Origin of the sequence: Mycobacterium sp. (genome assembly GCF_052144515.1) — a bacterium.
Classification (GTDB): Bacteria; Actinomycetota; Actinomycetes; order Mycobacteriales; family Mycobacteriaceae; genus Mycobacterium.
On the sequence record NZ_JBKQQD010000106.1, the window covers coordinates 49,069 to 73,647 of the forward strand.

18 protein-coding genes and 2 pseudogenes are annotated in these 24,579 nt (G+C 66.1%); 4 read left to right on the plus strand and 16 right to left on the minus strand.

Features of this window, described 5'->3' with window-relative positions:
- The first annotated feature begins 94 nt into the window (after positions 1-94).
- Positions 95-2,665, plus strand: a complete 2,571-nt coding sequence (gene nirB / locus ACLP9N_RS06255) for a nitrite reductase large subunit NirB (RefSeq protein WP_442406573.1) — start codon at positions 95-97, stop codon at positions 2,663-2,665.
- The gene (nirD, locus tag ACLP9N_RS06260; RefSeq protein WP_442406574.1) at positions 2,662-3,018 is read left to right on the plus strand and encodes a nitrite reductase small subunit NirD; all 357 of its coding nucleotides are present in this window, start codon (positions 2,662-2,664) and stop codon (positions 3,016-3,018) included. Before nirB ends, nirD begins: the two co-directional genes overlap by 4 nt.
- Position 3,019: 1 nt before the next feature.
- Here the strand turns inward: nirD and ACLP9N_RS06265 are convergent, their stop codons facing one another.
- The 13 genes and pseudogenes from ACLP9N_RS06265 to ACLP9N_RS06325 form a co-directional block, all read right to left on the minus strand.
- Positions 3,020-3,472: a TetR/AcrR family transcriptional regulator gene (locus ACLP9N_RS06265; RefSeq protein ID WP_442406575.1), complete on the minus strand. Its 453-nt coding sequence runs from the start codon at positions 3,470-3,472 to the stop codon at positions 3,020-3,022.
- Between the two features lie 50 nt (positions 3,473-3,522).
- Positions 3,523-4,227, minus strand: coding sequence for a sirohydrochlorin chelatase (locus ACLP9N_RS06270; protein ID WP_442406576.1), 705 nt, complete (start codon positions 4,225-4,227; stop codon positions 3,523-3,525).
- Entirely contained in the window at positions 4,224-5,369 is a 1,146-nt protein-coding gene (locus tag ACLP9N_RS06275) for a uroporphyrinogen-III synthase (protein ID WP_442406577.1), read from the minus strand. Before ACLP9N_RS06275 ends, ACLP9N_RS06270 begins: the two co-directional genes overlap by 4 nt.
- A 78-nt stretch (positions 5,370-5,447) precedes the next feature.
- Positions 5,448-6,853 (minus strand): annotated as a pseudogene (locus ACLP9N_RS06280) (nitrate/nitrite transporter).
- Positions 6,854-7,058: 205 nt separating this feature from the next.
- A pseudogene (locus tag ACLP9N_RS06285) lies at positions 7,059-8,252 on the minus strand (MFS transporter).
- 159 nt (positions 8,253-8,411) lie between these two features.
- Positions 8,412-8,957: a GNAT family N-acetyltransferase gene (locus tag ACLP9N_RS06290; RefSeq protein WP_442406578.1), complete on the minus strand. Its 546-nt coding sequence runs from the start codon at positions 8,955-8,957 to the stop codon at positions 8,412-8,414.
- 9 nt (positions 8,958-8,966) lie between these two features.
- Positions 8,967-9,872 carry a 5-oxoprolinase/urea amidolyase family protein gene (locus ACLP9N_RS06295; protein WP_442406640.1) on the minus strand — a complete coding sequence of 302 codons (906 nt, stop codon included), beginning with the start codon at positions 9,870-9,872 and terminating at the stop codon, positions 8,967-8,969.
- Positions 9,873-9,907: 35 nt separating this feature from the next.
- On the minus strand, positions 9,908-10,582 hold the full coding sequence (locus ACLP9N_RS06300; RefSeq protein ID WP_442406579.1) for a 5-oxoprolinase subunit B family protein: 675 nt from the start codon (positions 10,580-10,582) through the stop codon (positions 9,908-9,910).
- An 89-nt stretch (positions 10,583-10,671) separates the two neighbouring features.
- On the minus strand, positions 10,672-11,700 hold the full coding sequence (locus ACLP9N_RS06305; RefSeq protein WP_442406580.1) for an ABC transporter substrate-binding protein: 1,029 nt from the start codon (positions 11,698-11,700) through the stop codon (positions 10,672-10,674).
- A gap of 30 nt (positions 11,701-11,730) precedes the next feature.
- Positions 11,731-12,315 (minus strand): acyl-CoA-like ligand-binding transcription factor, encoded by a 585-nt coding sequence (locus ACLP9N_RS06310; protein ID WP_442406581.1) that lies wholly within the window; start codon positions 12,313-12,315, stop codon positions 11,731-11,733.
- A 43-nt stretch (positions 12,316-12,358) separates the two neighbouring features.
- The gene (locus ACLP9N_RS06315) at positions 12,359-15,955 is read right to left on the minus strand and encodes a hydantoinase B/oxoprolinase family protein (RefSeq protein ID WP_442406582.1); all 3,597 of its coding nucleotides are present in this window, start codon (positions 15,953-15,955) and stop codon (positions 12,359-12,361) included.
- A gap of 82 nt (positions 15,956-16,037) precedes the next feature.
- On the minus strand, positions 16,038-16,484 hold the full coding sequence (locus ACLP9N_RS06320; RefSeq protein ID WP_442406583.1) for a PhoU domain-containing protein: 447 nt from the start codon (positions 16,482-16,484) through the stop codon (positions 16,038-16,040).
- Positions 16,485-16,863: 379 nt separating this feature from the next.
- The gene (locus tag ACLP9N_RS06325; protein ID WP_442406584.1) at positions 16,864-18,117 is read right to left on the minus strand and encodes a DNA polymerase domain-containing protein; all 1,254 of its coding nucleotides are present in this window, start codon (positions 18,115-18,117) and stop codon (positions 16,864-16,866) included.
- A 67-nt stretch (positions 18,118-18,184) separates the two neighbouring features.
- On the opposite strand from ACLP9N_RS06325, the gene fadD2 reads away from it, so the two are divergent.
- Positions 18,185-19,864 carry a long-chain-fatty-acid--CoA ligase FadD2 gene (gene fadD2 / locus ACLP9N_RS06330; RefSeq protein WP_442406585.1) on the plus strand — a complete coding sequence of 560 codons (1,680 nt, stop codon included), beginning with the start codon at positions 18,185-18,187 and terminating at the stop codon, positions 19,862-19,864.
- Between the two features lie 26 nt (positions 19,865-19,890).
- Here fadD2 and ACLP9N_RS06335 read toward each other — a convergent pair whose 3' ends face one another.
- Positions 19,891-20,292: an ATPase gene (locus ACLP9N_RS06335; RefSeq protein ID WP_442406586.1), complete on the minus strand. Its 402-nt coding sequence runs from the start codon at positions 20,290-20,292 to the stop codon at positions 19,891-19,893.
- Positions 20,293-20,784: 492 nt separating this feature from the next.
- On the opposite strand from ACLP9N_RS06335, the gene ACLP9N_RS06340 reads away from it, so the two are divergent.
- Complete coding sequence (locus tag ACLP9N_RS06340) at positions 20,785-21,201, plus strand: hypothetical protein (RefSeq protein WP_442406587.1); 417 nt, start codon at positions 20,785-20,787, stop codon at positions 21,199-21,201.
- Positions 21,202-21,325: 124 nt separating this feature from the next.
- On the opposite strand, the gene ACLP9N_RS06345 is transcribed toward ACLP9N_RS06340, so the two are convergent.
- Together ACLP9N_RS06345 and ACLP9N_RS06350 are read right to left on the minus strand one after the other, a co-directional pair.
- Positions 21,326-23,551 carry an acyl-CoA dehydrogenase gene (locus tag ACLP9N_RS06345; protein ID WP_442406588.1) on the minus strand — a complete coding sequence of 742 codons (2,226 nt, stop codon included), beginning with the start codon at positions 23,549-23,551 and terminating at the stop codon, positions 21,326-21,328.
- Between the two features lie 60 nt (positions 23,552-23,611).
- Positions 23,612-24,574: a 2-hydroxyacid dehydrogenase gene (locus ACLP9N_RS06350; protein WP_442406589.1), complete on the minus strand. Its 963-nt coding sequence runs from the start codon at positions 24,572-24,574 to the stop codon at positions 23,612-23,614.
- Positions 24,575-24,579: the final 5 nt, after the last annotated feature.

A 24,579-nucleotide genomic window follows, 5' to 3' on the forward strand; every position in this document is an offset into this window, starting at 1 on the left:
TCGCACACAGCAGGTTTTCAGCTGTGAGCACGACGTGATAGGTGCGTCACATTTCGTGATTTGTCCGGTAATTTCCCGCCCATAACCTCATGGCATGGCCCCTGCTGGATTTCCGCGTGCGCACTGTGCGGCCCGTCACATCATCGTGGTCGGGCACGGCATGGTCGGCCACCGGCTGGTCGAGGCGCTGCGTGCTCGCGACACCACCGGGTCGCTGCGGATCACCGTGCTGGCCGAGGAAGCCGACGCTGCCTACGACCGCGTCGGGCTGACCTCCTACACCGAAAGCTGGGACCGCGCCCTGCTGGCCCTGCCCGGTAACGACTACGCCGGTGACGAGCGGGTGCGTCTGCTGCTGAATACCCGCGTCGCCGAAATCGACCGCGCCACAAAGTCAGTGGTCACCGCCGACGGCCGGCGACACAGCTACGACACCCTGGTGCTGGCCACCGGGTCCTACGCCTTCGTCCCGCCGGTGCCCGGCCACGACCTGCCCGCGTGCCACGTGTACCGCACGCTCGACGACCTCGACGACATCCGAGCCGCCGCCCTCCGCGCGGGGGAGGCCGGCCGCACCGGAGCGGGCGTGGTGATCGGCGGCGGGCTGCTGGGCCTCGAAGCAGCTAATGCACTGAGCCAGTTCGGGTTACAGACACACGTTGTCGAGATGATGCCGCGCCTGATGGCCCAGCAGATCGACGAGGGCGGGGGCGCGCTGCTGTCGCGGATGATCACCGACCTCGGAATCGCGGTGCATGTCGGGACGGGTACCGACTCGATTGAGTCCGTTGAGCATTCCGACGTGCGGTTGCGCCTGAGCAACGGGGAAGTCATCGACGCCGGCGTGGTGATCTTCGCCGCCGGCATCCGGCCGCGCGACGAACTGGCCAAAGTGGCGGGGTTGAACCTCGCCGAGCGTGGCGGTGTGCTCACTGATTTATCCTGCCGGACAAGCGATCCCGACATCTACGCGGTCGGCGAGGTGGCCGCAATCGAGGGGCGGTGTTACGGCCTGGTCGGGCCCGGCTATACCTCCGCCGAGGTGGTGGCCGACCGACTGCTGGACGGCACCGCCGAGTTCCCCGAGGCGGACCTGTCGACAAAGCTCAAGCTGCTGGGTGTCGACGTCGCCAGCTTCGGCGACGCGATGGGCACAGGCTCGAATTGTCTCGAGGTCGCCATCAACGACGCGGTGAACCGCACATACGCCAAACTCGTGCTCACCGACGATGCCAAGACCCTGCTCGGCGGGGTGCTGGTGGGTGACGCTTCGTCCTATGGGGTTTTGCGGCCCATGGTCGGCAGCGAGCTGCCCGGGGACCCTTTGGCGCTGGTCGCACCGGCCCAGTCGGGTTGCGGCGCTTCGGCTTTGGGAGTCGGCGCGCTGCCGGACTCGGCGCAGATCTGCTCATGCAACAACGTCACCAAGGGCGACTTGAAGTGCGCGATCGCCGACGGCTGCGGCGACGTTCCCGCGCTCAAGGCGTGCACGGCGGCCGGCACGTCGTGTGGGTCGTGCGTACCGCTGCTTAAACAGCTGCTGGAAGCCGAGGGCGTGGAACAGTCCAAGGCGCTGTGCGAGCACTTCGGTCAGTCGCGCGCAGAGCTGTTCGAAATCATCTCCGCCACCGAGATCCGCACGTTCTCCGGGCTGCTGGAGCGCTTCGGCCACGGAAAGGGTTGCGACATTTGCAAACCCGTGGTCGCTTCCATCCTGGCCTCCACCGGCTCCGAACACATTCTGGAAGGCGAGCAGGCCTCGCTGCAGGATTCCAACGACCACTTCCTGGCCAATATCCAGAAGAACGGCAGTTACTCGGTGGTGCCGCGGGTCCCCGGCGGCGACATCAAGCCCGAGCATCTGATCCTGATCGGCCAGATTGCGCAGGACTTCGGGCTGTACACCAAGATCACCGGCGGCCAGCGGATCGACATGTTCGGCGCGCGGGTGGACCAGCTGCCGCAGATCTGGAAACGACTGGTCGACGGCGGCATGGAATCCGGCCACGCCTACGGCAAGGCGTTGCGCACGGTGAAGAGCTGCGTGGGCAGCGACTGGTGCCGCTACGGCCAGCAGGATTCGGTGCAGCTGGCCATCGACCTGGAGCTGCGCTACCGCGGGCTGCGAGCGCCGCACAAGATCAAGCTCGGCGTCTCCGGATGTGCGCGTGAATGCGCCGAGGCGCGCAGCAAGGACGTCGGCGTCATCGCCACCGAGAAGGGCTGGAACCTCTATGTCGGCGGCAACGGCGGCATGACTCCCAAACATGCCCAACTGCTGGCGGCCGACCTCGACACCGAGACGCTGGTCCGCTACGTCGACCGGTTCTTGATGTACTACATCCGCACGGCCGACCGCCTGCAACGCACCGCGCCGTGGGTCGAATCGCTTGTCGGCGGGCTGGATCACGTCCGCGAGGTCGTGTGCGAAGACTCGCTGGGCCTGGCCGCCGAATTCGAGGCCGCGATCGAGCGGCACGTGCAGAACTACGCGTGCGAATGGAAAGGCGTGCTGGAGGATCCGGACAAGCTGTCGCGGTTCGTCTCCTTCGTCAACGCGCCGGACGCCGTTGACTCGACCGTGTCGTTCACCGAGCATGCCGGACGCAAAGTCACTGTCCCCATTGGTATCCCGCGGATCCGCTCGTCTAAGGAGGAACTGTGACACTTCTCAACGACATTCAGGTGTGGACAACCGCCTGCGCGTACGACCACCTGATTACCGGCCGTGGCGTCGGTGTGCTGCTCGACGACGGCAGCCAGGCGGCGTTGTTCCGGCTGGACGACGGGTCGCTGCACGCGCTGGGTAACGTCGACCCGTTCTCCGGCGCGGCGGTCCTGTCCCGCGGCATCGTCGGCGATCGCGGGGGTCGCGCGACGGTCCAATCGCCCATCTTGAAAGAGGCTTTCGCGCTGGACGACGGTTGCTGCCTCGATGACCCGCGAGTGTCGGTGCCGGTCTACCAGGTCCGCGTCCTGCCCGCAGGCCAGATCCAGATCGCACGGCTGGCCGGGTAGCTCACCTGCCGATATCACCGACGAGGTAGCGCTGCATCGTCGGGCCGATGGCGTCGACGAGCTGGTCTACCGTCATCGAATGGATTGGCTCGGAGCGTATTCCGTAGCGCAGGATGCCCAGTCCGACGAGCTGAGTGGCGCACAACGACGCCCGGACGGCGATCTTGTCTGCCCCCAGCATCTTGAGCAGCGGGTTGAAGATCGGGCCGACGAACATGGACTGCACGATTTCGGCGGTTTTGGCCAGGCCGGTCGACGCGATCGCGCTGGCGGCAAACGGGCCGCCCCCCGCCGCGTCCCAAGTGGTGATCAGCAGGTGCAGCGTGCGGCGGCCTACGGTGTTGACGCTTCCGGTGAAGATACGGTCGATGAACTCCGGTGTGCCAAATGGCAAACGCAGCATCTTCGCTACCGGGTCAAGGATCCCTCGATATGGCTCTTCGCGACGGGCCATGGTGCCAGGATCACCCGTAGCCGATCAAAGATCAAGCATTGTCGACATTTTTAGCAACGGGCGCGCCCCGCGGGCATCGCTTCGCGGGGAAGTAGCACCGCCTCGCGGAACCGGCTCGCGACAAGCCGCGCCAGCCCGGGATGGTTGCCGAGTGCCGGGCTGACGACATCGGCGTCGCAGGCGCGCAACCGTTCCTGAAACAGGCCGTTGGCGAGTAGGTAGGAGGCGACCGCGACGCGCCGACCGCCGCGTCGGGCCTTAGCCACGGCCTCGTTCAGACGCGGCTCACCGGCGGCCACAAATCCCAGGTCCACGGGGGATCCGAGCAGCATGGACAGCAGCGCGGCGGTGGTGCGCAAGTCGGCGTGCGCTCGTTGATCCGACGTGCCCGCCGCCGCCAGAATGACCGAATCACCTCGACGCCAACCGGATTTCACCAGCTGCTCGGCCACTATCCGCACGACCCCCCGGCTCGGCCCCAGGGCCGGGGTCACGGTGACGTCGGGGTGCCCGCTGGCGGCGACGTGGGCGGGCAGATCGGTGCGCACGTGGTAGCCGCGGGACAAAAACGCGGGCACCACGATCGCGGGCCCGTCGGCACACGACAGCATCTCGCTGGGTGTCGGTCCCAACACGTCGACGAACGCAACCTGCACCCTGCGGCCGATGAGCGTGCTCACCCGGGCCGCGAGGTCGCCGATCATCTCGACACCCCCAGGTCTGCGGGTGCCGTGCGCGACGAGGAGCAGACTCATCCGACACCTGCCGGGACACCGACCGCAAGCCGGTAGCCGCGCTTGACCACCGTTGCGACAATGTTCTTGTCGTCCAATGCCGTTCGGAGCCGCAGCACGGCCGTGTCGACGGCGTGCGGGTCGTTGCTGTTGCCGGGCAGTACGCGCAGCAGGTCGTGGCGCGAGACGACGTCGCCGGGACGTTTCGCCAGCGCGCGCAGTATCGCCATGCCGGACGGCGACAGCAACTTGATCGAACCATCCACCAGTACGCAGGTTCCGCGGATGTCGACCACGTGGCCGGCGGCCACCACGGTGAACGAGCCCAGCAGCGGTAGCTGTTCGGTAATATGGCGGGCCAAGGCTCCCAACCGCATTCGCTCGGGCGATGACGTCGGGACGCCCTTTCGCTTCAACGGCTGGGAGGTTACCGGGCCCACGCACATCGCATGGACATCGGTGCGCAGTGCTTCCAAGAGCTGGTCCTCGATGCCCAGGTCGCGGCTGCGTTCCAGCACCGCCGCCGCTGCGGGCGCCGACGTGAAGCTGATCGCATCGAATTGTCGTCGGGCAATCTCGGTGACCAGCTGGTCGAACTCGCCGCCCAGTGCTGTCGACTTCCACCGGTACACGCGGATGGGCACGACTTCGGCACCGGCGGAACGCAATCCGCCGACAAATTCCGGGAACGGGTCCCACGCATCGGCCGCGCCGTGCAGTTGGATGGCCACACGCTTACCCGATACGCCTGACTCGAGGAGATACTTCAGCACATCGTGTGAGGATTCGGATTGTGGGGACCACTCCTCGCGCAGGTCGGCGGCGCGCAGCGAGCCGGTCGCCTTCGGTCCGCGGGCGACGATCCGGGCCGACGACAACGCCGCGATAAGCTGGTTAGACAGCCCCCACCCCTCGGCAGCGGCTACCCAGCCGCGGAAGCCGATACCGTTGTGCGCCAACAAAACATCTGGCGGCTCGGCGATCAACGCCTTGGTGTTGGCGTGCAGTTCATCATCCTCGGGCAACGCGATCATGTTGATCGCGGGGGCGCTGCAGACCTCGGCGCCCTGGCGGCTCAGCAATGCGCAGAGCTCCTCGGCGCGGCGCGCAGACGTCACCGCGATCCGGTACCCGGTCAGCGGTGCAGATTCTGGCTGGGTCATATCACCTGTCTATGCCTGGCAGATTTTCGCTGCGTTACTCCGCAATTGCTGACGCATTGCCCACCACTGAGGCTCCGATCACACCGCGGCGAGCTCGGATTCGGTTTCCGTCTCCGGCAGGCCGGTATGCGAAATCCGGCCGCGGACATACACCATCCAAGTCGTGATCGCCGCGACGACGTACGAGCCCAAAAACATCCAGTACGCCGAGGTCTCCGTGCCGCTGGTGAGGTAGGACTCGCCAGCGCCAGGTTGATTCCCACGCCGCCGAGAGCGCCGACCGCGGCACAGAAGCCGATCAGCGATCCCGACATCGCGCGCGACCAACGTCGGCGCTCAGCTTCGCTGATGTCCAGCGAGCGGCTGCGTGCTTCGAAGACCGACGGAATCAGTTTGAACACAGACCCATTGCCCATCCCGGACAGGATGAACAGAACCATGAAGGCGACCACTTGGAAGGTCAGTGGGCCGACCAGTGCGCTCGAGCGCGTGCCTGCGCCGTGATCGACGCTGCTGATACCGACCAGCAGCCCGGCGGCCAGGATCATGCCGCCGAGGACCCCCAGGGTGACGCGACTACCGCCGAGGCGATCGGCCAGCCTCCCGCCGTAGATCCGGGCCAGCGACCCCAATAGCGGTCCCACGAAGGCGATCTGTGCGGCGTGCAGCGACGCGTGCCTGGCGGTTTCGCCATTGGCCAAGAAGTTGACCTGCAACACCTGTCCGAATGCGAACGCGAAGCCGATCCAGGACCCGAACGTGCAGATGTACAGCAGCGAGATCACATACGTGTCGCGCTCGAACAGGATCGACCGCATGTGGTTCACCTCGATGCCGTGGTCGAGGTTGTCCATGAACATTGCCGCGGCGATGCCGACGATCGCCAACAACACCAGGTAGACCGCGCAGACCCAATACGGCGCTTGGTGCCCCGCGGTCGCCAGCACGAGCAGCCCGACCAGTTGGATCACCGCGACCCCGAGGTTGCCGACGCCGGCGTTGATCGCCAGCGCCGCGCCCTTGAGGCGTTGCGGGTAGAAGGCGTTGACGTTGGCCAACGATGCCGCGTAGTTGCCACCGCCCAGCCCGGTCAGCGCGGCGCACACCACATATGGCCACAGCGGCAGGCCGGGATTGGCCAGCAGCACCATGGTCCCGACGGTCGGGATCAGCAACACGAACGCGGAGAACGTTGTCCAGTTACGGCCTCCGAACACGGCGATGCCGAAGGTGTAGGGGATGCGTGCGCAACCACCGACCAGCGTGGCAACGGCGCCCAGTAACAGCTTGTCGCCGGCGGAGAACCCATAGACCGACGCGGGCATGAACAGCGCCATGACAGACCATAGGCTCCAGATCGAAAACGCGACGTGGTCGCCGGCCACTGTGCAGAGCAGATTGCGGCGGGCGATCTTGTTGTTGCCGCCTTCCCAGGCGTCGATGTCTTCGGGATTCCAATCCGTCATACGATGGCTGCGGCCCATGCGGTCTTGACCTTTCGTGGAGGGGCGCACCCGAAAAATACGAAGACGTATGCGCTGCCGTCTCTTTCGATGCTCACATTATGTACGAAACTCCGTCAACTCGATGTGGCCGTAATCCCCTGAAAGTTGAATCCGAGTTATCTGGTAGATCCCTGACAGGTGCGCTTTTTGTGAGCTGGAATACATCTCATGCTTTAAAAGTGCTTTATACATAAGCCAAACCGGCTTGCGAAGCAGGCTCGGGCGCGGCAACGGTGGTGGCCCGTAGTGGCCGGCGCACGTATATCGCCCAGGTCAGTACCGAGGCGGCGATGTAGAACAGGGCGAAGGCCCAAAATGCCGCTGTCGCGGTGCCGTTGCTCAAATAGGACTGTCGCAGGGCGAGATTAACGCCGACGCCGCCGAGCGCTCCGATCGCCCCGGTGAGGCCGATCAGTGCGCCGGCCATGGAGCGCGACCACTGCCGGCGCTCGGTTTCGCTGACTTGCAACGAGTGGCTACGTACCTCGAAGATGGTCGGAATCATTTTGTACACCGAGCCATTGCCGATGCCGGACAAGATAAACAGTGCGATGAAGCCGGCCACATGCCCGATCATCGTTGCCGCGGGTGCCGGCCCGGCGCATGACGCCCGCCGAAAGTGCTTAGACTGACCAGGATTCCGGCCGCCAGGATCATGAAGCAGAAAACGCCGAGGGTGACGCGGCCGCCACCGATACGGTCGGCCAGCCTGCCGTCGTATACCCGCGACACCGACCCCAATAGCGGTCCCACAAAGGCGATCTGGGCGGCATGCAGCGACGCCTGCGCCGTAGTTTGGCCGCTGGCAATGAAATTGATCTGCAGCACCTGTCCAAACGCGAACGAGAAACCGATGAATGAGCCGAAGGTGCCGATGTAGAGCAGAGCGATCACCCAGGTGTGGCGCTCGGAGAGCACCGCCCGCATGGTGCTCAGCTGGATTTGGTAATGCTGCAGGTTATCCATGAACAGCGCCGCACCGATCGCCGCGACCGCCAGCAGCACCAGGTACACCGCACACACCCAGTACGGCTGCCGGTTGCCAACGGTTGCGATTACCAGCAAGCCGACCAACTGGACTATCGGCACCCCGAGGTTGCCGCCGCCAGCGTTGAGCGTCAGTGCCCAGCCCTTGAGCCGTTGCGGATAAAACGCGTTGGATGTTCGTCATCGACGAGGCGAAGTTGCCGCCGCCGAAGCCGTACACCGATGTCGGCATGAACAGCACCATCACCGACCAGATGGACCAGACCGAGAACCCGATGTGCTCGGCGGCCACCGACCAGATCAGGTTGCGGCGGGCAATCTTTTTGTTGCCGGCTTCCCATGCCGCGGTGTCTTCCGGGTCCCAGTCCGGGAGGAGATGCGAACGAGCCAGCGAGATTCCCATGGCCGCACGCTATGAATTTTTTATTGCCCCGGCGCTGCGGGCGATGACCCCGGCGTGAATTTCCGATCACTGTCACCGCGGCGCCGGTGTGAGGGTCAGTCAAGTATGCCGAATATCGTTACGATACAAGGCAACTGGAGCGCGATATTACCAAACGTCTCCCTCGCGCCAATCGCACATCAAGTCGGCCGAGGTATCCAGGCTGATCCCCACCGGCAACACGAACACCGTTCCGTCGTCGTCGGGCGTGCGGGTCGGACCGGTCGGCGCCAGCACCGACGTCGGGCCGCGCCAAGGTAACCAGCCGCGCGACGCGAACAGACCGCCGGCCCGCAGCGAAGAACTGAGGGCCCCGAGCTGGTAGGCGCCGCGCATCACCTGCTCGACGCCGTCGAGCAGCGCGTGCACCAGCCCTTGGCCACGGCAGTCCTCCCGTACCGCGACCCCCTCGACGTAACCGCAGCGCAGCGCGCTACCCCGGTAGATCAGTCGCCGCTGGACCACCGATGCGTGCGCGATGATCGCGCCATGACGCCAGATCAGCGCGTGCATCCCGCCCAGCGCATGCTCCCAGTCGGTGTCGGTGAAGTCACCGGCGAATGCTTCGGTGACCATCTGGCACATGCGCGCACGGGTGTCGCTGTCGAGATCGGCGGTGTGGACCAGGCGGGCGGTGTGTACCTGGGTGTGCACCCTATCTGTTTACACCCCGTGAGCCAGGTCCGCTCTTTCAGCCGTAAACGGAGAGCGGGGCCGTGCCCAGTGCAGCCGCACGTGCTGACCGGGCCGCACCTGGGCGACCTTGTCGATGTCCTCGTCGACCACGACGCCCACGACCGGGTAGCCGCCGGTGACCGGGTGATCGGGCCCCAAGATAACCGGTAACCCGTTGGGCGGCACTTGAATCGCGCCGCGGGTGGTGCCCTCGCTGGGCAGTTGCCGGTCGGGGTAGCAGTACCGCAGAGGGCGGCCCTCCAGCCGCATTCCGACCCGGTCGCTGCGGTCGGAGGCCATCCAAATCGTGTGCACCAAGGCGTCGGGATCGACGAACCAGTCGTCGCGCGGTCCGGGCATCACCTGAAGTTCCACCAGTTGCGCGGAGATCGCCGCGACTGGGGCCTGGTCGAGTTCGGGATAGTCGTTGGTGTGCTCGCCGACCGGCAGCTCGTCTCCGGTCTGTAGCGGCGACGGGCCGATCGCCGACATCATGTCGTAGCTGCGCGAGCCCAGCACCGGCCGCACGCAGAAGCCACCGCGTACCGCCAAATAGCTGCGCAGTCCGGCGCGCGGGGCGCCCAGAGAGATCACCTGGCCGTCGCGGACGTGACGAATACTATTGGTGCCGAAGACTTTTCCGTTGACGGCGGGGTTGGTGTCAGCGCCCGTCACCGCGACGTCGACGTCGCCTCCGCGGACCCGGGCCGAGAAACCGCCGAACGTGACCTCCACGGTGGCGCGGTCGTCGGGATTGGCGACCAGTCGGTTGGCCAGCGTGTGCGAGCGGCGGTCGGCGGCTCCAGACCGCCCGACGCCGAGGTGGGCCAGCCCGGCCCGGCCCAGGTCCTGGACGACGGCCAGCGGCCCGGTGCGCAGGATTTCCAGCCTGATTTCCGGATCTGTCACGGCTTGCTCCTTCCGGTTCTTCACACTGCCCGGAACTGAACCCACATGCCCTGCGTCAGCAACGCGGGATCGGGCCGCTCGATGTCCCACAGGACCGCGTCGGTGTGGCCGATGAGCTGCCAGCCGCCTGGTGACCGCCGCGGGTATATCGCGCTGAATTCGCCGGCGAGGGCAACCGAACCGGCCGGCACGGCGGTCCGCGGATCGGACCGGCGCGGCACCCGCAGGCGTGGGTCGCCGTCCACGAGGTACGCGAAACCCGGAACGGACCCGGCGAAACCCACTCGCCAGGGGGTGGCGATGTGGGCGTTGATGACCTGTGCGGTGGTCAGCCCGGTGTGGCTGGCGACCTCGGCGAGATCTGGGCCGTCGTAGACGACGTCGATCACCACATCGACGCTGCGATCCGGCGGGGCGGCCTCATCAGCGGTGACCCGCATCTTGCGTAGACGCTGACGGATGACTCCTTGGTAGCGGGGACCGTCGAGCTTCACCAGCACCGTGCGGGCGGCCGGGACGATATCGACCACACTGGGCAGTGCCGCAACGCGCAACACAGCCGTCCATGCCAATACCTCAGCGGTGCTGCCACATTGCAGCATCAGCGCTTGGTCGCCGTAGTCCAGAACCGTGTTGCCGACCAGTTCTGTCGGCAGGTCCTTGGAAAGGTCGCTGGTGAGGTCCGTCACGCTCATTACTCGACGGTAACCCCGCAATCGGGTGTCGGCCAGGGATTTTCGAGCACTGCCAGAGGTGCCTTAACAAACGCTCAAACAGCGGGGATCTAACCCAGGATTTTGCCGATCAGCGGCGGCAGTTGGTCGGCGAGCATCGGGTAGCTGAGTATCGACGAAAACGCGATCGCGCCCGCCTGTTCCTTGGTGGTGAAGATGTGGCGGTTCTGGGCGGTCGCCTGCGAAGCCGCCACGTCGGGGTCGGCCAGCAGGGCCTTTTGGTCATCCGGACTTTCGGTCGTCCAGATCACCACGTCGGCGGAATCGAGCACCGCTTTGATCTGATCGCGCGGGATGACGGCCCGGTGATCGACGCCGAAAGGTTTGATGCTGTCGTCGATGACCAGCCCCATCTGGTTCAGAAAGTCGGTCCGCCAGCCCGCCACCGTAGCCACGACGGTGCCTTGCCACAGCGTGCCCTTCATCAGCAACGCCTTCTTGCCCAGCCAGCCCGGATTCTTTTGCGCCACGGCGGCGAACTTCTGGCCGACGCCGTCGATCAGTGACTTCATCTGGTCGGCCTGGAACACCGCCTGGCCGATCGTGGCGGCCTGGTCTTTCCACGGCTCGAAGAACGCATCGCCGCCACCCTGCGGGACGGTCGGGGCAATCGCGGACAGCTTGGAGTAGGTGTCGGCGTCCACACCGGCATTGATCGCCACGATCAGGTCGGGTTTGAGACCGGCGATCTGGTCGACGGGAATCCCGTTGTCCAGGTTCAACACCACCGGCTGCGCCCCGCCGAGCTTGGGCTGGGCCCATGGCCACACCGCGAAGGGCTGATCGCCCCACCAGTTGGTCACCGCGATGGGCACCACCCCCACCGCCAGCAGGTCGTCCTGCTCGGTATAGCCGGCACTGACGACGCGCTTCGGCGGCTCCTTGACGACCGTCTGCCCGAAAAGGTGGGTGATGGTCACCGCTCCGGCGGGGGCACCGGGGGCAGGTTTGGGTGACGAACACCCCGCTAACGCCCCAGCGACCTCGGCGACCGCGGTGACCCCAGCGCCGAGCAGTCCCGTGGCCCCGGCGAGCTGCAAGAATCCCCGCCGATTCCATCCGTGTCGCCCTTGTCGCACCGCGTGAGAGTATCGCGTGCCCGACTCAATTCAGCTCAGCGGCATACCGGCGTCCACGAAGTCCAGCGCCCGATAGATCGTGTCGGCGGTCTGCGGTGCAGTGTCGAAGGCGGCCATCATGGCGCCGGTCAGCGCGCCGACAAATACCCGGACTTCGAAATCGCTTGCGGGGCGACCGATTCGGCGGCCGATCAACTCGGCCATGACGTTGACGGTGCGGTAGTACTCGTCGTACATGGCGGCCTTGAGCTCGGGTATCGAGAACATCAGCCGCTGCCGGGTGTTTTCGAACTCCAACTGCTCGGCTGGAAGGCGCGCCATGACGGCCGCGTAGGCCCGCCGGATCGCCTGGGTTGGCGACAGGTCGGGCGGCTGCGCCTCGAAGGCCGCCAATACCAGCGGGTCCAGGTCGTCGGCCAGCAGCAGCGATTCCTTGGACGGGAAATATCGGAAGAAGGTGCTGGGCGACACGTCGGCGGCATCAGCGATCTGTTCGACGGTGGTAGCGGCGTAGCCGTTCGCCTCGATCAGGCGGAATGCCTCACGCCGGATGGCCTGGCGCGTCTTGATCTTCTTGCGCTCCCGTAGACCGAGGGCATGATTATCCGACAGCATGGAGCAATTCTGGCGCACCTCGAGCGCGGTGCGTTCCAGGACGTCAAGTGGGCGTGCCGTATCCGCCGCCGCCGGGGGTTTCGATCACCAGCGTGTCGCCGGGCTCGACTTCCGTCGAGTCGCAACCGGCCAACTCGACGGTGCTGCCGTCGGCGCGCTCCACTCGGTTACGCCCCAGCTCCCCGGGTGAGCCGCCGGCCATCCCATAGGGCGGAACCCGCCGATGACCGGACAACGTGCTGACCGTCATCGGCTCGGTAAACTCGATGCGACGGACGGCGCCATCACCGCCATGCCAGCGACCAGCGCCACCGCTGCCGCGCCGAATGGCGAACTCCCGCAGCAGCACCGGGAAACGCCATTCGAGCACTTCGGGATCGGTGAGCCGGGAGTTCGTCATGTGCGTCTGCACAACCGACGCCCCGTCGAAACCGTCACCGGCCCCGGAGCCGGATCCGAGGGTTTCGTAGTACTGGTGCCGCTCGTTACCGAATGTGACGTTGTTCATCGTCCCGGCTCCTTCGGCCTGTACACGTAGCGCGGCGAACAGTGCGCCGGTGATCGCCTGTGAGGTTTCGACGTTGCCGGCGACGACGGGGGCTGGGTAGGCCGGCGCGAGCATCGACCCCTCCGGTACGACGACGTGCAGCGGGCGCAGGCAACCGTCATTGAGCGGGATCTCGTCGGCGACCAGGGTCCGGAACGTGTAGAGCACGGCCGCAATCGCCACCGAGGATGGCGCGTTGAAGTTCGTGTCCAGCTGGGGAGAGGTTCCGGTGAAGTCGATGGTTGCGCTGCGGGTGGCGCGGTCGACGGTGATGCGGACGGCGATTGTCGCGCCGGAATCCATGCGGTAGCGGTATTCGCCGTCGTCGAGCTTGTCGATGACGCGACGGACCGCCTCCTCTGCGTTGTCCTGGACATGTCGCATGTAGGCCTCGACGACATCCAGGCCGAACTGGTCGATCATCTGGCGGACCTCATCGACGCCTTTTTGGTTGGCGGCGATCTGCGCGCGGAGGTCGGCGAGGTTGGTGTCGGGATTGCGCGAACCGAAGGGCGCGTCCGTGAGCAGGCGCCGGGTTTCGACTTCGCGGAACTGTCCGTTTTCCGCGAGTAGCCAATTGTCGAACAGCACGCCTTCTTCGTGGATCTCGCGGCTGTCGGCCGGCATGGAGCCGGGGGTGATACCGCCGATTTCGGCGTGGTGCCCGCGGGAGGCGACGAAGAACAGGACGCGCTCGCCAATGCTGTCGAAGACCGGGGTCACGACGGTGATGTCCGGCAGGTGGGTGCCGCCGTGGTAGGGATCGTTGACCGCGTACACGTCACCGGGCTTCATCCCCCCGGCGCGGCGGTGAATCACTTCCTTAACGCTGGTGCCCATCGAGCCGAGGTGCACCGGGATGTGCGGTGCGTTGGCGACGAGATTGCCGTCCGGGTCGAACAGCGCGCACGAAAAGTCCAGCCGTTCACGGATGTTCACCGACTGTGCGGTGGCTTCCAGCCGGGCGCCCATCTGCTCGGCGATCGCCATGAACAGGTTGTTGAAGATCTCCAGCAACACCGGATCGGCCTCGGTACCCGCATTGGGCTGCGAGAGGGCGACCAGCCGTTCGGCGAACAGGTGCCCGGATCCCGTTATCGTCGCCTGCCAGCCGTCGTCGATGACGGTGGTGGCGTTGGGCTCGGCGATGATCGCCGGGCCGGTCACCATGTCCCCCAGCCGCATCCGCTCGCGGTGACGTAGGGGGGCGTCGTGCCACGATCCGTTCGAGTAGATCCGGGCGGTTTCGGCCGGTCCAGTGGTGTCGGTGACCTGATCGCCCAGGTGGGACAGGTCGGTCTGGTCGGTGAGGCCGATCGCCTCGACCGAGACCGCTTCCGCGATCAACGGACGGTCCATCAGGAACGAATACATCGCGCGGTGGCTGGCCTCGAACGCGACGGTCATCGCCTCGAGCTCGGCCAGTTCGACAGGGACCGCGTTATCGGTTCCCTCGTAGCGCAGATGCACCCGGCGAACCACCCGGATCCGCCCTGGTGGGACGCCCTCGTCGAGCAGCTCGGCGCGGGCGGTCTGCTCGAGGGCGTCCGCGACGCTGCCCAACTGCTCCAAGGCGGCGGTCTCGAGCCGGATTTCCACGGTCTGCTCCCGCATCGAGGTGGTGTCGGCCAGGCCGATCCCCAGTGCGGAGAGCACGCCGGCCATCGGCGGGACGAGCACCGTGCTGATGCCGAGCGCGTCCGCCACCGCGCATGCGTGCTGCCCGCCTGCGCCGCCGAATGTCGTCAGCACATACCGCCGCACGTCGTGTCCCTTTTGGACGGAGATCTTCTTGACCGCGTTGGCCATGTTCGCCACCGCTACCTGAAGAAACCCCTCGGCGACCTGCTCGGGCGAGCGGTCGTCACCGGTCCGGGTCCGGATATCGGCGGCCAGGTCGGTGAAGCTGCGCCGCACGGTCTCGTCATCGAGCGGCTGGTCGCCGCCGGGACCGAACATGGCCGGGAAGTGCGCGGGCTGGATGCGACCGAGCATCACGTTGGCATCGGTGACGGTGAGCGGACCTCCACCGCGGTAGCAGACCGGGCCGGGCTCCGCTCCGGCCGAGTCGGGGCCGACCCGGTAGCGGCTGCCGTCGAAATGCAGGATCGACCCGCCACCGGCGGCCACCGTGTGGATGTCCAGCATCGGCGCGCGCAGCCGGACCCCGGCCACCTGGTTCATGAAGACGCGCTCGTACTCGCCGGCATAGTGCGACACGTCGGTGGAGGTGCCGCCCATGTCGAAGCCGATGACATGGTCGAAACCGGCCAATGCCGACATCCGCACCATGCCGACGATGCCCCCGGCCGGGCCAGACAGGATCGCGTCCTTGCCGCGAAAGTGCCCGGCGTCGGCGAGGCCTCCGTTGGACTGCATGAACATCAGTCGCACGGCACGCATCTGGTCTGCCACCTGCCTGACGTAGCGGCGCAGCACCGGGGACAAGTAGGCGTCGACCACGGTGGTGTCCCCGCGCGGGACAAGTTTCATCAGCGGGCTGACCTCGGACGACAGCGAAATGTGAGCAAAGCCGATGTGCTCGGCCAGCTTGCCGATCTCGCGCTCGTGTGCCGGGTGCAGGTAACTGTGCAGGCACACCACCGCGACCGCGCGGATCCCATCGGCATGGGCTTGCCGCAGTTCGGATTCCAACAGCTCGAGGTTGGGTCCCCGCAGCACCGTGCCGTCGGCCGTGACGCGCTCATCGACCTCGACGACCCGCTCATACAGCATCTCTGGCAGCACGATGTGCCGGTCGAAGATGCGCGGACGATTCTGGTAGGCAATGCGCAGCGCGTCACCGAAACCGTGGGTGATCACCAGCACCGTGCGCTCCCCCTTGCGCTCCAGCAACGCATTGGTCGCGACGGTGGTGCCCATCCGCACCGCGTCGACTCGCGCGACCGGAATGGGCAAGTCCTCGGTGATCCCGAGTAGCGCACGGATTCCGGACACCGCTGCGTCGCGGTAGCGCGCAGGGTTGTCCGAAAGCAGCTTGTGGGTCAGCAAGCGTCCGTCCGGCCGGCGCGCCACGATGTCAGTGAACGTGCCGCCCCGGTCGACCCAGAATTGCCACCCCGCACCAGCCACCCGGACTCCCTTTCACGGCTCTCCAACTCTATCGGCGAGTGGGGAATGAAACAGCTTCGGCCGGCCAACGGCTCACCGAGCATTAGTTCCTCGGTGCGTCCACCGCAAGCAGGGCAGCGCGATGTGCGACCGCCACAGCGTGCTCGGCATATCGTTCGTAGGCGCGGGCGGCCAGGGTGAGGTCGATCGCCGCGTGGACGTCGATCCCGGCCGACCAGGAGAGCAGCTGTTGAAACAGCGACTGCTCTAATCGATCCACTTCGTCGCCGCGATCAACCTCCGCCACGCCGACTTTCCCGTGTGACTCCACGACATTGGTTGCTTTGACGGCCACGTCGAGGCACACCTCGCTCAGCTCGCGAAGTACGTCCAACAGTGGGGCCGGTATGGACGCCCACGCACGTCGGGTACGGGCGATATCGGCCACCTCGCGCGCGAGTTGGCCCATGCGCTCGGCTTCGGCGTGGATGTGCACCGTGGCGACGGTCGCCGGAAGCTCCGCAACCGTCGAACGGGCGCGAGCAGCCATATGTGCCGCCGCCTGGTCCTCGAGCTCGTGACGGAGCGTTAACAACGACTCATAGGCTGCACCAATGTCGTCGGCCGCGGGATGACCAGGACCAAATAGGGCGGCCGTCGCGTGCCGCATCCCCTCCAATGCCGGACGAATCAGACATACCAGCCGAGTGCTCGGGCCTTCGAACTCCTGGGCCCGCGCTCCACCGAGTGGGTTAGGGCGCTGTTCGCCGCCTGCCACGGTCGCTAACAGTACCGGCAAGCTCCACACACCGGCTGTTCGCTGCCAACGGATCCGCGGCAGCCGGGCAGGGCAACGTGAGAGCTATCTAGGTTTACAGAGGCGGACGCTGCCCGCCCCCTTATTAGGCTGAGGAGCCACCGTGCTGGCCTTAAGCGCCACGCCAAGGGCTGTAATCGGTGATGAGCTCTTCCTGCGGCGGGCGCTGCTCGACGGGCACATGCTGCAGGTTGATCCGGATCCGATACCAGATCGAACTCGGCCCGCGCATGCCGTCGACCAGGACGTCGGCCGGCTGCAGCCGCTCGGCCGCGGCGGGGTAGCGGCCGCGCCAGGTGTCCAGCGCGGCCAGCGCCTCGTCCTTGGTCTTGGTGCGGGCGATTTCGATGAGCGGCTTCGATGAGACGCGCCTGCCGTCGGCACGCTTTTCGGACCCCTTCGGCGCCTTCGGCGCCTTTTCCGGGGGGCCCAGTTCTTCGGCCAGCATGAGCAGCCGGTCGAGCTCGCCGACCGCTGCTTGGTTGGAGGGGTTCATACCCGCCCAGGGGTCACCGATTTCGGCGAACCGGCTGGGCACGGTGGCCATGGTGAAGGCCTCAGGCGTGCAGTCGGCGACCTCGTCCCAGTGCAGCGGCGTGGACACCCGCGCGTCGGGAGTAGCCCGTACCGAATAGGCCGAGGCGACCGTGCGGTCTTTGGCGTTCTGGTTGAAGTCGACGAACACCCCCTCGCGTTCTTCCTTCCACCAGCGGCTGGTTGCCGCATCGGGGATGCGCCGCTCGACCTCGCGCGCGACGGTCTGGGCGGCCAGCCGGACCTGGGTGAACCGCCAGCGCGGCGCGATGCGGGCGTAGATGTGAAAGCCCCGCGACCCGGACGTTTTCGGCCACGCGACCAGGCCGTAGTCCTCCAGCACTTCGCGAGCCACCAGCGCGACGTCGACGATCCGCCGCCAGGTGACCCCAGGCATCGGGTCCAAGTCGACCCGCAGCTCGTCGGGATGGTCGAGGTCGCCGGCCAGCACCGGGTGCGGATTGAGGTCGACGCAGCCCAGGTTGATCGCCCACGCCAGCCCGGCGGCGTCATGGATGACCGCTTCGGCGGCGGAGGTGCCCGACGCGTAGCGCAGCTCGGCGACATCCACCCAGTCCGGCCGTTTCGCGGGCGCCCGCTTCTGGAACACGGCCTCTTCGGAGATGCCCTTGACGAAGCGTTTCAGAATCATCGGCCGGCCCGCCACGCCGCGCAGCGCCCCATCGGCGATGGCCAGGTAATAACGCACCAGATCGAGCTTGGTGTACGGGCCGGAATCGGCATGGGCGGGGAAGACCACCTTGTCCGGATGGGTGATGGTGACCCGACGTCCGGCCACTTCCAGTGACGCCGGACCGATCATGGGCTTCATGGTAAGTCCGGGAAATTTTCTGGCCGGAGTGCGACCTGGGTCACAAATGGTCACATAGGGTGAAGTTATGGCTAACCACATCGGACTGCCGGGCCAGGCTGTCAACAAGCTTCAGCAGTACATCGAACGCGGCTCGGCCGAACTGCACTACGTGCGCAAAATCTTCGAGGCCGGCGCGTTCCGGCTGGAGCCGCCGCAGAACATCGCCGCCATGGCAACCGACATCTACAAATGGGGCGAGTTCGGGATGCTGCCGTCGCTCAACGCGAGACGTCATCCTGACCGCGCAGCGTGCATCGATGAAGACGGCGAGTTCAGTTACCGGGAGCTCGACGAGGCCGCCCATGCGGTGGCCAACGGGCTGCGTGAGAAGGGCGTGCGCGGCGGCGACGGTGTGGCGATCCTGGCGCGCAACCACCGCTGGTTTCTCATCGCCAACTACGGCGCCGCCCGGGCGGGGGCCCGCATCATCCTGCTGAACAGCGAATTCTCCGGCCCGCAGATCAAAGAGGTGTCGGAGCGCGAAGGCGCCAAGGTGATCATCTACGACGACGAATACACCAAGGCGGTCAGCAGGGCGGAGCCCGAGCTGGGCAAGCTGCGCGCACTGGGCACCAACCCCGACTCGGACGAGCCCTCGGGTAGCGACGACGAGACGCTGGCCGATCTGATCGAGCGCAGCAGCAAAGACCCCGCGCCCAAGGCCAGCAAGCACGCATCGATCATCATCCTGACCAGCGGCACGACCGGCACGCCGAAGGGGGCCAATCGCAGCACCCCGCCGACGCTGGCGCCGGTGGGCGGCATCCTGTCGCATGTTCCGTTCAAGGCGAACGAGGTGACCTCGCTGCCCGCGCCGATGTTCCACGCGCTGGGCTACCTGCACGGCACCCTGGCGATGTTCCTCGGGTCCACGCTCGTGCTGCGCCGCAAGTTCAAGCCGCCGCTGGTGCTCGAAGACATCGAGAAGCACAAGGTGACCGCCATGGTCGTGGTGCCGGTGATGCTGTCGCGCCTCCTCGATGCGATCGAGAAGATGGACAAGAAGCCCGACCTGTCCAGCCTGAAGATCATCTTCGTGTCGGGATCCCAGTTGGGCGCCGAGCTGGCCAGCCGTGCCCTCAAAGACTTCGGCCCGGTCATCTACAACATGTACGGCTCGACCGAGATCGCGTTCGCCACCATCGCCGGGCCAAAGGATCTGGAACTCAACGCCGCGACGGTCGGACCGGTCGTCAAGGGTGTGAAGGTCAAGATCCTCGACGACAACGGCAACGAGCTGCCGCAGGGTGACGTCGGGCGGATCTTCGTCGGCAACGCCTTCCCGTTCGAGGGCTACACCGGCGGCGGTCACAAGCAGATCATCGATGGCCTCATGTCGTCGGGCGACGTCGGCTACTTCGACGAACACGGCCTGCTCTACGTGAGCGGCCGCGACGACGAGATGATCGTCTCCGGCGGCGAGAACGTGTTCCCGGCCGAGGTCGAGGACCTGATCAGCGGTCATCCCGACGTGGTGGAGGCCACCGCGATCGGCGTGGACGACAAGGAGTGGGGCCACCGGCTGCGCGCGTTCGTGGTCAAGAAGGACGGCGCGGGCGTCGACGAGGACGGCATCAAGCACTACGTGCGCGACCATCTGGCCCGCTACAAGGTGCCGCGCGAGGTGGTCTTCCTCGACGAGTTGCCGCGCAACCCCACCGGCAAGATCCTCAAGCGCGAGCTGCGCGAGATGGAGATCGACTAGCTCCGTCTGCTCGCGCAGTCCCGGGATCAGCGTCGAGACTCGATGGCGCGCGTGATCTGGGCGGTGAGTTTGGGGTCGACTAGCAGTTGGTCGATGAGGGCGGTGAGGACCTCTTGCCCGGTCACCCGGGCGACTCCCAGGCGGTCGGCGGCTTCGCGTTGCCAGATGTCGAGGGCCCGGTGTGTGCTGGCTGGGAGGTCGACGGTTCGCCGGGTCCGTTGGCTGCGTCCCGACTGATCGCGTGTCCGGTAGTCGGCCGTGGGTTGGCTGGGCTGGCTGGCTTGGCCGAACACCTGCTGGGCGGGCGTCTGTCGGAGGTTCTTGTTGAGGCGCTCCGTGGGCGCCGCGTCGCCGGGTGGTGTGCCCGCCGACATGTGCGTGCGGAACGCTCCGGCGCCCGGTTCGATGTGCCCTGGGTTGATCACCACCGCTGCGGCTCTCCTCCCTGGCCTCCCCCGGAGCCAAATCAGTAAGTCAGTACTTCAGTCTAGGAGTGGATGCGGGATCCCGCAGCGGACGCCATCCGGCGTGGCGTGTCGGGTAGCCCTGTCAGCGGATTCTTCAGAGCAATTAATGCAGTAGCTGCACGTAATTACCTCGGCTATTGCGCCCGCGCGGGGAGTCAACTTCAGATCTATTCCTTTAATCTCGCCATTCGACGTACAGATACTGAACTAATGAACCCCGTGAATACGTATCTCAGTAAGTCAGTAAAATGCCTTTGAGCAGCTACTTTGTGAGGAACGCACATACTGATTTCAGTACCTGAAGAAGTCCGGAATTTCGTAAATATAAAAATAATATTCAGAGATCACAGGCACTCATCCACAGCATTCTAAAAATTTATTTCTATTGTTTGCTTAGCCATTTCTTGGGTAATATTGAACGTGTCAGCACAAAGGTCTTGGAAGGAGCCCCTCATGTTGATTTCACTGCGATCGGTCCGCAACGCGGCCGCCGGTGCAGTCGGCGCCGGTGCGCTGGCCGGAACGATGCTGTTCGGTGGCGCCCCGATGGCGCAAGCAGCCCCCGCAACACCGACTCCAGCGACAAGCTTCGCGACTTTCGGGCCGCACGGCGGACCGGGCGGCCCCGGGATCAGTCCCGAGCGCCCCGGCGGCGGTTGGGGCCACGGCGACGGCGGCCACGTCGGCGGCTGGGGCCGCGGCGGCGGTTGGGGCCACGGCCCCGGCGGATGGGGCCACGGCCCCGGCTTTGGCCGGGGCGGCTGGGGCCCTGGCGGTTGGGGACGCGGCGTGGGCCGCGGTTGGGACCGTGGCGGCGGCTTTAGCCATCGCGGCGTCTTCGGGAACCGTGAGTCGTGGAGCTGGTGGTGATGAGCCACTGAAGCGCGTGGGCGCTGACCAGCCTGGTCTGGCCGGCAATTCCTAGGCTGGCCGCCCCACGCTAAGGGGGAGAACCGTGTCGACCTGACAACCGTCAGGTCGACACGGTTTCTGTTTAGGGGTCGCGGGGAAGGCCCAGCAGCCGTTCGGCGATGATGTTGAGTTGTACCTCCGACGTGCCGCCGTAGATCGTGGTGGCGCGGCTGGCTAGCAGGTATTCGCCCCACTTGCCCGCTAATTCGTCGGGGTCGCCGATCGCGGCATCGGTGCCGAAGGAGGACACCGCGAATTCGGCGTAGCCCTGGCCGGTGCGCATCGACAACAACTTCGAGATCGCCGCCGACGGCATGGCGTCACCGCCGGCCAGCGTCAACAGCGTGGAGCGCAGGTTCAGCACCTTGGCGGCCTGGCCCTCGGCGATCAGTTGGCCGGCGCGGTGTTGCGCGACCTGGTCGAACTGCCCGTCGCGAACGAACTCGACGAACTCGGGAAGTGTCGCCAGCAAATTGTTATCGCTGGTGCCGAGCGATACCCGCTCCGCCGTCAGAGTGTTCCGGCTGACCTCCCAGCCCCGGTTGACTTCGCCGAGCACGTACTCGTCGGGCACGAACACGTCGTCGATGTAGACCGTATTGAAAAACTCGGCGCCCGTGAGCTCACGCAGCGGCTTGACGGTGACGCCTTCGCTCTTCATGTCCAGCAGGAAGTAGGTGATGCCGTTGTGTTTCGGCGCCGACGGATCCGTCCGGGCTAGTAGCGCGCCCCACTGCGAGAACTGCGCGGCCGTGGTCCAGATCTTCTGGCCACTGATGCGCCAGCCGCCTTCCACCCGCGTTGCCTTGGTCGAGAGCCCCGCCAGGTCAGACCCTGCGCCGGGCTCGGAAAACAGCTGGCACCAGATCATTTCACCGCGGAAGGTCGGCGGCAGGAACCGCTGCTTTTGCTCCTCGGTCCCGAACGCGACGATCGACGGGATGATCCACGCCGCGATGCCCACCTGCGGACGCTTGACCCGCCCGGTGCTGAACTCCTGCGCGATGATGATCTGCTCGATCGGGCTGGCGGCGCGTCCCCACGGCCTGGGAAGGTAGGGCAGCACCCACCCGCCCTCGGCGATCGCGACCTTGCGTGGGTCGCGCTCCATCGCCTTGAGCCCCTCCACCTCGGCCCGGATCTCGGCCCGCAGCTTTTCGGTGTCGGGATCCAAGTCGATGTCCACCGCACGCAGACCCGCGTCCGTCGCGGTGTCCACCACCCTTTGCGGGTACTCCGAGCTGCGGCCGAAGCACGCGGACAGCATCAACGCCCGGCGGTAGTAGACGTTCGTGTCGTGCTCCCAGGTGAAGCCGATGCCGCCGTGTACTTGGATGCAATCCTGCGTGCACCGCTGGGCGGCGGCCGGGGCCAACGTAGCAGCCACCGCCGCGGCGAATTCGACCTTCGAACCGGTTGTGTCCCAGTCGTTTTGGCCGGCCTCGCGTGCCTCGTCCAAGGCGCGTGCGGCGTCCCACACCGCGGCGGTGGCCCGTTCGGTGTCGGCGATCATCTCGGCACACTTGTGTTTGATGGCCTGGAACTGGCCGATCGGCCTGCCGAACTGCTCGCGGATCTTGGCGTATTGCGCAGCCGTGTCGGTCGCCCAGCGCGCCACACCGACGGCCTCGGCGGATAGCAGTGTGGACATCAGCGCGTACGCGGTCGTCATGCTCAGTCTGCTCAACACCGCGTCCTCGCCGATCTCGACGGCATCCACCCGCACATGCGCGATCGGACGCAGCGGGTCAATGCTTTTGACCGGCTGGATCTCCAGCTGATCGGCGCGCAGCACGACCCATTCGTCGCCGCTGGCGATCGCTACTGGGAGCACCAGCACGGAGGCCTGGGCCGCTGCGGGAACGGCGCGGACTTCGCCGCGAATCACCAGCGTTGCCTCATCCGGGCCCTGTGGGGTTGCGGTCAGCCCGGAATCCAGCGCATAGGCGCCGATAGCCGCGCCCGACGCCAGCTCGGCCAGCACTTTGGCGTCCGGGTCATGCGCGGAGATCAACGCGCTGGCGATCGCCGACGGCACGAACGGGCCGGGCACCGCCCCGTAGCCGAACTCCGCCAGCGCGACCGCCAGCTCGAGGATGCCGAAACCCTGTCCGCCGACCGATTCGGCCAAATGCAGACCGTGCAGGCCCTGTTCGGCCGCGGCCTGCCAGTACGGCGGCGGGTTCTCCAGTTTTTCCAGGGGCGTCTCCATAGCGGCATGCAGCACCTCGGACGGCGCTACCCGCGCCACGAGGGACCGCACTGAATCGGCCAGGTCTTGATGCTCAGGAGTTATTGCGATCGGCATTGGTCGCCTTCCACTGCTTTGGGGTGCTTTCGGGCCCTGCCTCGCCCAAGCACCTCCAAGCTAACAACCAGTCGGTTGGTTGACCACAGGGGTCACTAGGTGGGCCAGCGGCTGCCCTTCGTGCAGTCGGCGGCAGTTCGCAACGGCCTCGGTCAGGTAGCGCCGCACGGTGTCGGCGGTGTACCAGGTGATGTGCGGTGTCAGTACCACGTTGTCCAGACCGAGCAGCGGATTGTCCGGCGCCACCGGCTCGACCTCGAAAACATCGAGCCCCGCGGCGGCCAGCCGCCCGCCACGCAGCGCGGCGACGAGCGCGTCCTCGTCGACGACGGCGCCGCGAGACGTATTCACCAGCACCGCAGTCGGTTTCATCGAGGCCATTGCGTCGGAGCCCAGCAGGTGATGCGTGTCGGTGGTCAATGGCAGGTGCAGCGAGACGATGTCGCTGGCGGCCAGCAGTTCCGGCAGCTGCCGCCAGCCGGGCCGCCCGTCGTCCCGGGTGCTGGTGTGCAGGATTGTGGCACCCATCGCTGCGACGATGTCGCCCACCCGCTTGGCGATGTTGCCGTAGCCGACCAGCCCGACGGTGCAGCTGCCGATATCGCGCACCGTCTCGCCCAGCTGCGGATTCGCCGGCCAGCCGCGCCCGTGGCGGATGTCGCGGTCCAGCGATGTCAGCCGGCGCAACGCGGCCAGCATCAGCAGCACCGTGCCCTCGGCCACCGACTGCGCATTGGCACCTGGCATATTGGCGACCGCGATACCGAGCTCAGTGGCGGTCTGCACATCGATGGTGTTGACCCCTGCGCCGAGTTTGTGCACCAGCCGCAACCGCGGACCACGCCGCAGGTCGGCACCCGAAAGCGGTCGCAGTACATGCCAAATCACCTCTGCCTCAGGCAATTCCCGGTAGAAGCTGGTGTCATCGTCATCGGCGCACCATCGGATGTCAAGCCAATCTGACTCGGGCGCAAGGAAATCGAGCACCTTGTCGCCAGGGACGAAGTGGGCCAGGACTTTCACGAGAT

Excerpts from the sequence above, each read along its gene's own strand:
- ACLP9N_RS06325 (WP_442406584.1), bottom strand. The coding sequence starts at position 18,117 with ATGAAGCCCATGATCGGTCCGGCGTCACTGGAAGTGGCCGGACGTCGG.
- ACLP9N_RS06265 (WP_442406575.1), bottom strand. The coding sequence starts at position 3,472 with ATGGCCCGTCGCGAAGAGCCATATCGAGGGATCCTTGACCCGGTAGCG.
- ACLP9N_RS06340 (WP_442406587.1), top strand. The coding sequence starts at position 20,785 with ATGTTGATTTCACTGCGATCGGTCCGCAACGCGGCCGCCGGTGCAGTC.
- ACLP9N_RS06300 (WP_442406579.1), bottom strand. The coding sequence starts at position 10,582 with ATGAGCGTGACGGACCTCACCAGCGACCTTTCCAAGGACCTGCCGACA.
- ACLP9N_RS06310 (WP_442406581.1), bottom strand. The coding sequence starts at position 12,315 with ATGCTGTCGGATAATCATGCCCTCGGTCTACGGGAGCGCAAGAAGATC.
- ACLP9N_RS06275 (WP_442406577.1), bottom strand. The coding sequence starts at position 5,369 with ATGACCCAGCCAGAATCTGCACCGCTGACCGGGTACCGGATCGCGGTG.
- nirB (WP_442406573.1), top strand. The coding sequence starts at position 95 with ATGGCCCCTGCTGGATTTCCGCGTGCGCACTGTGCGGCCCGTCACATC.
- ACLP9N_RS06320 (WP_442406583.1), bottom strand. The coding sequence starts at position 16,484 with ATGGCTGCTCGCGCCCGTTCGACGGTTGCGGAGCTTCCGGCGACCGTC.
- ACLP9N_RS06345 (WP_442406588.1), bottom strand. The coding sequence starts at position 23,551 with ATGCCGATCGCAATAACTCCTGAGCATCAAGACCTGGCCGATTCAGTG.
- ACLP9N_RS06270 (WP_442406576.1), bottom strand. The coding sequence starts at position 4,227 with ATGAGTCTGCTCCTCGTCGCGCACGGCACCCGCAGACCTGGGGGTGTC.
- fadD2 (WP_442406585.1), top strand. The coding sequence starts at position 18,185 with ATGGCTAACCACATCGGACTGCCGGGCCAGGCTGTCAACAAGCTTCAG.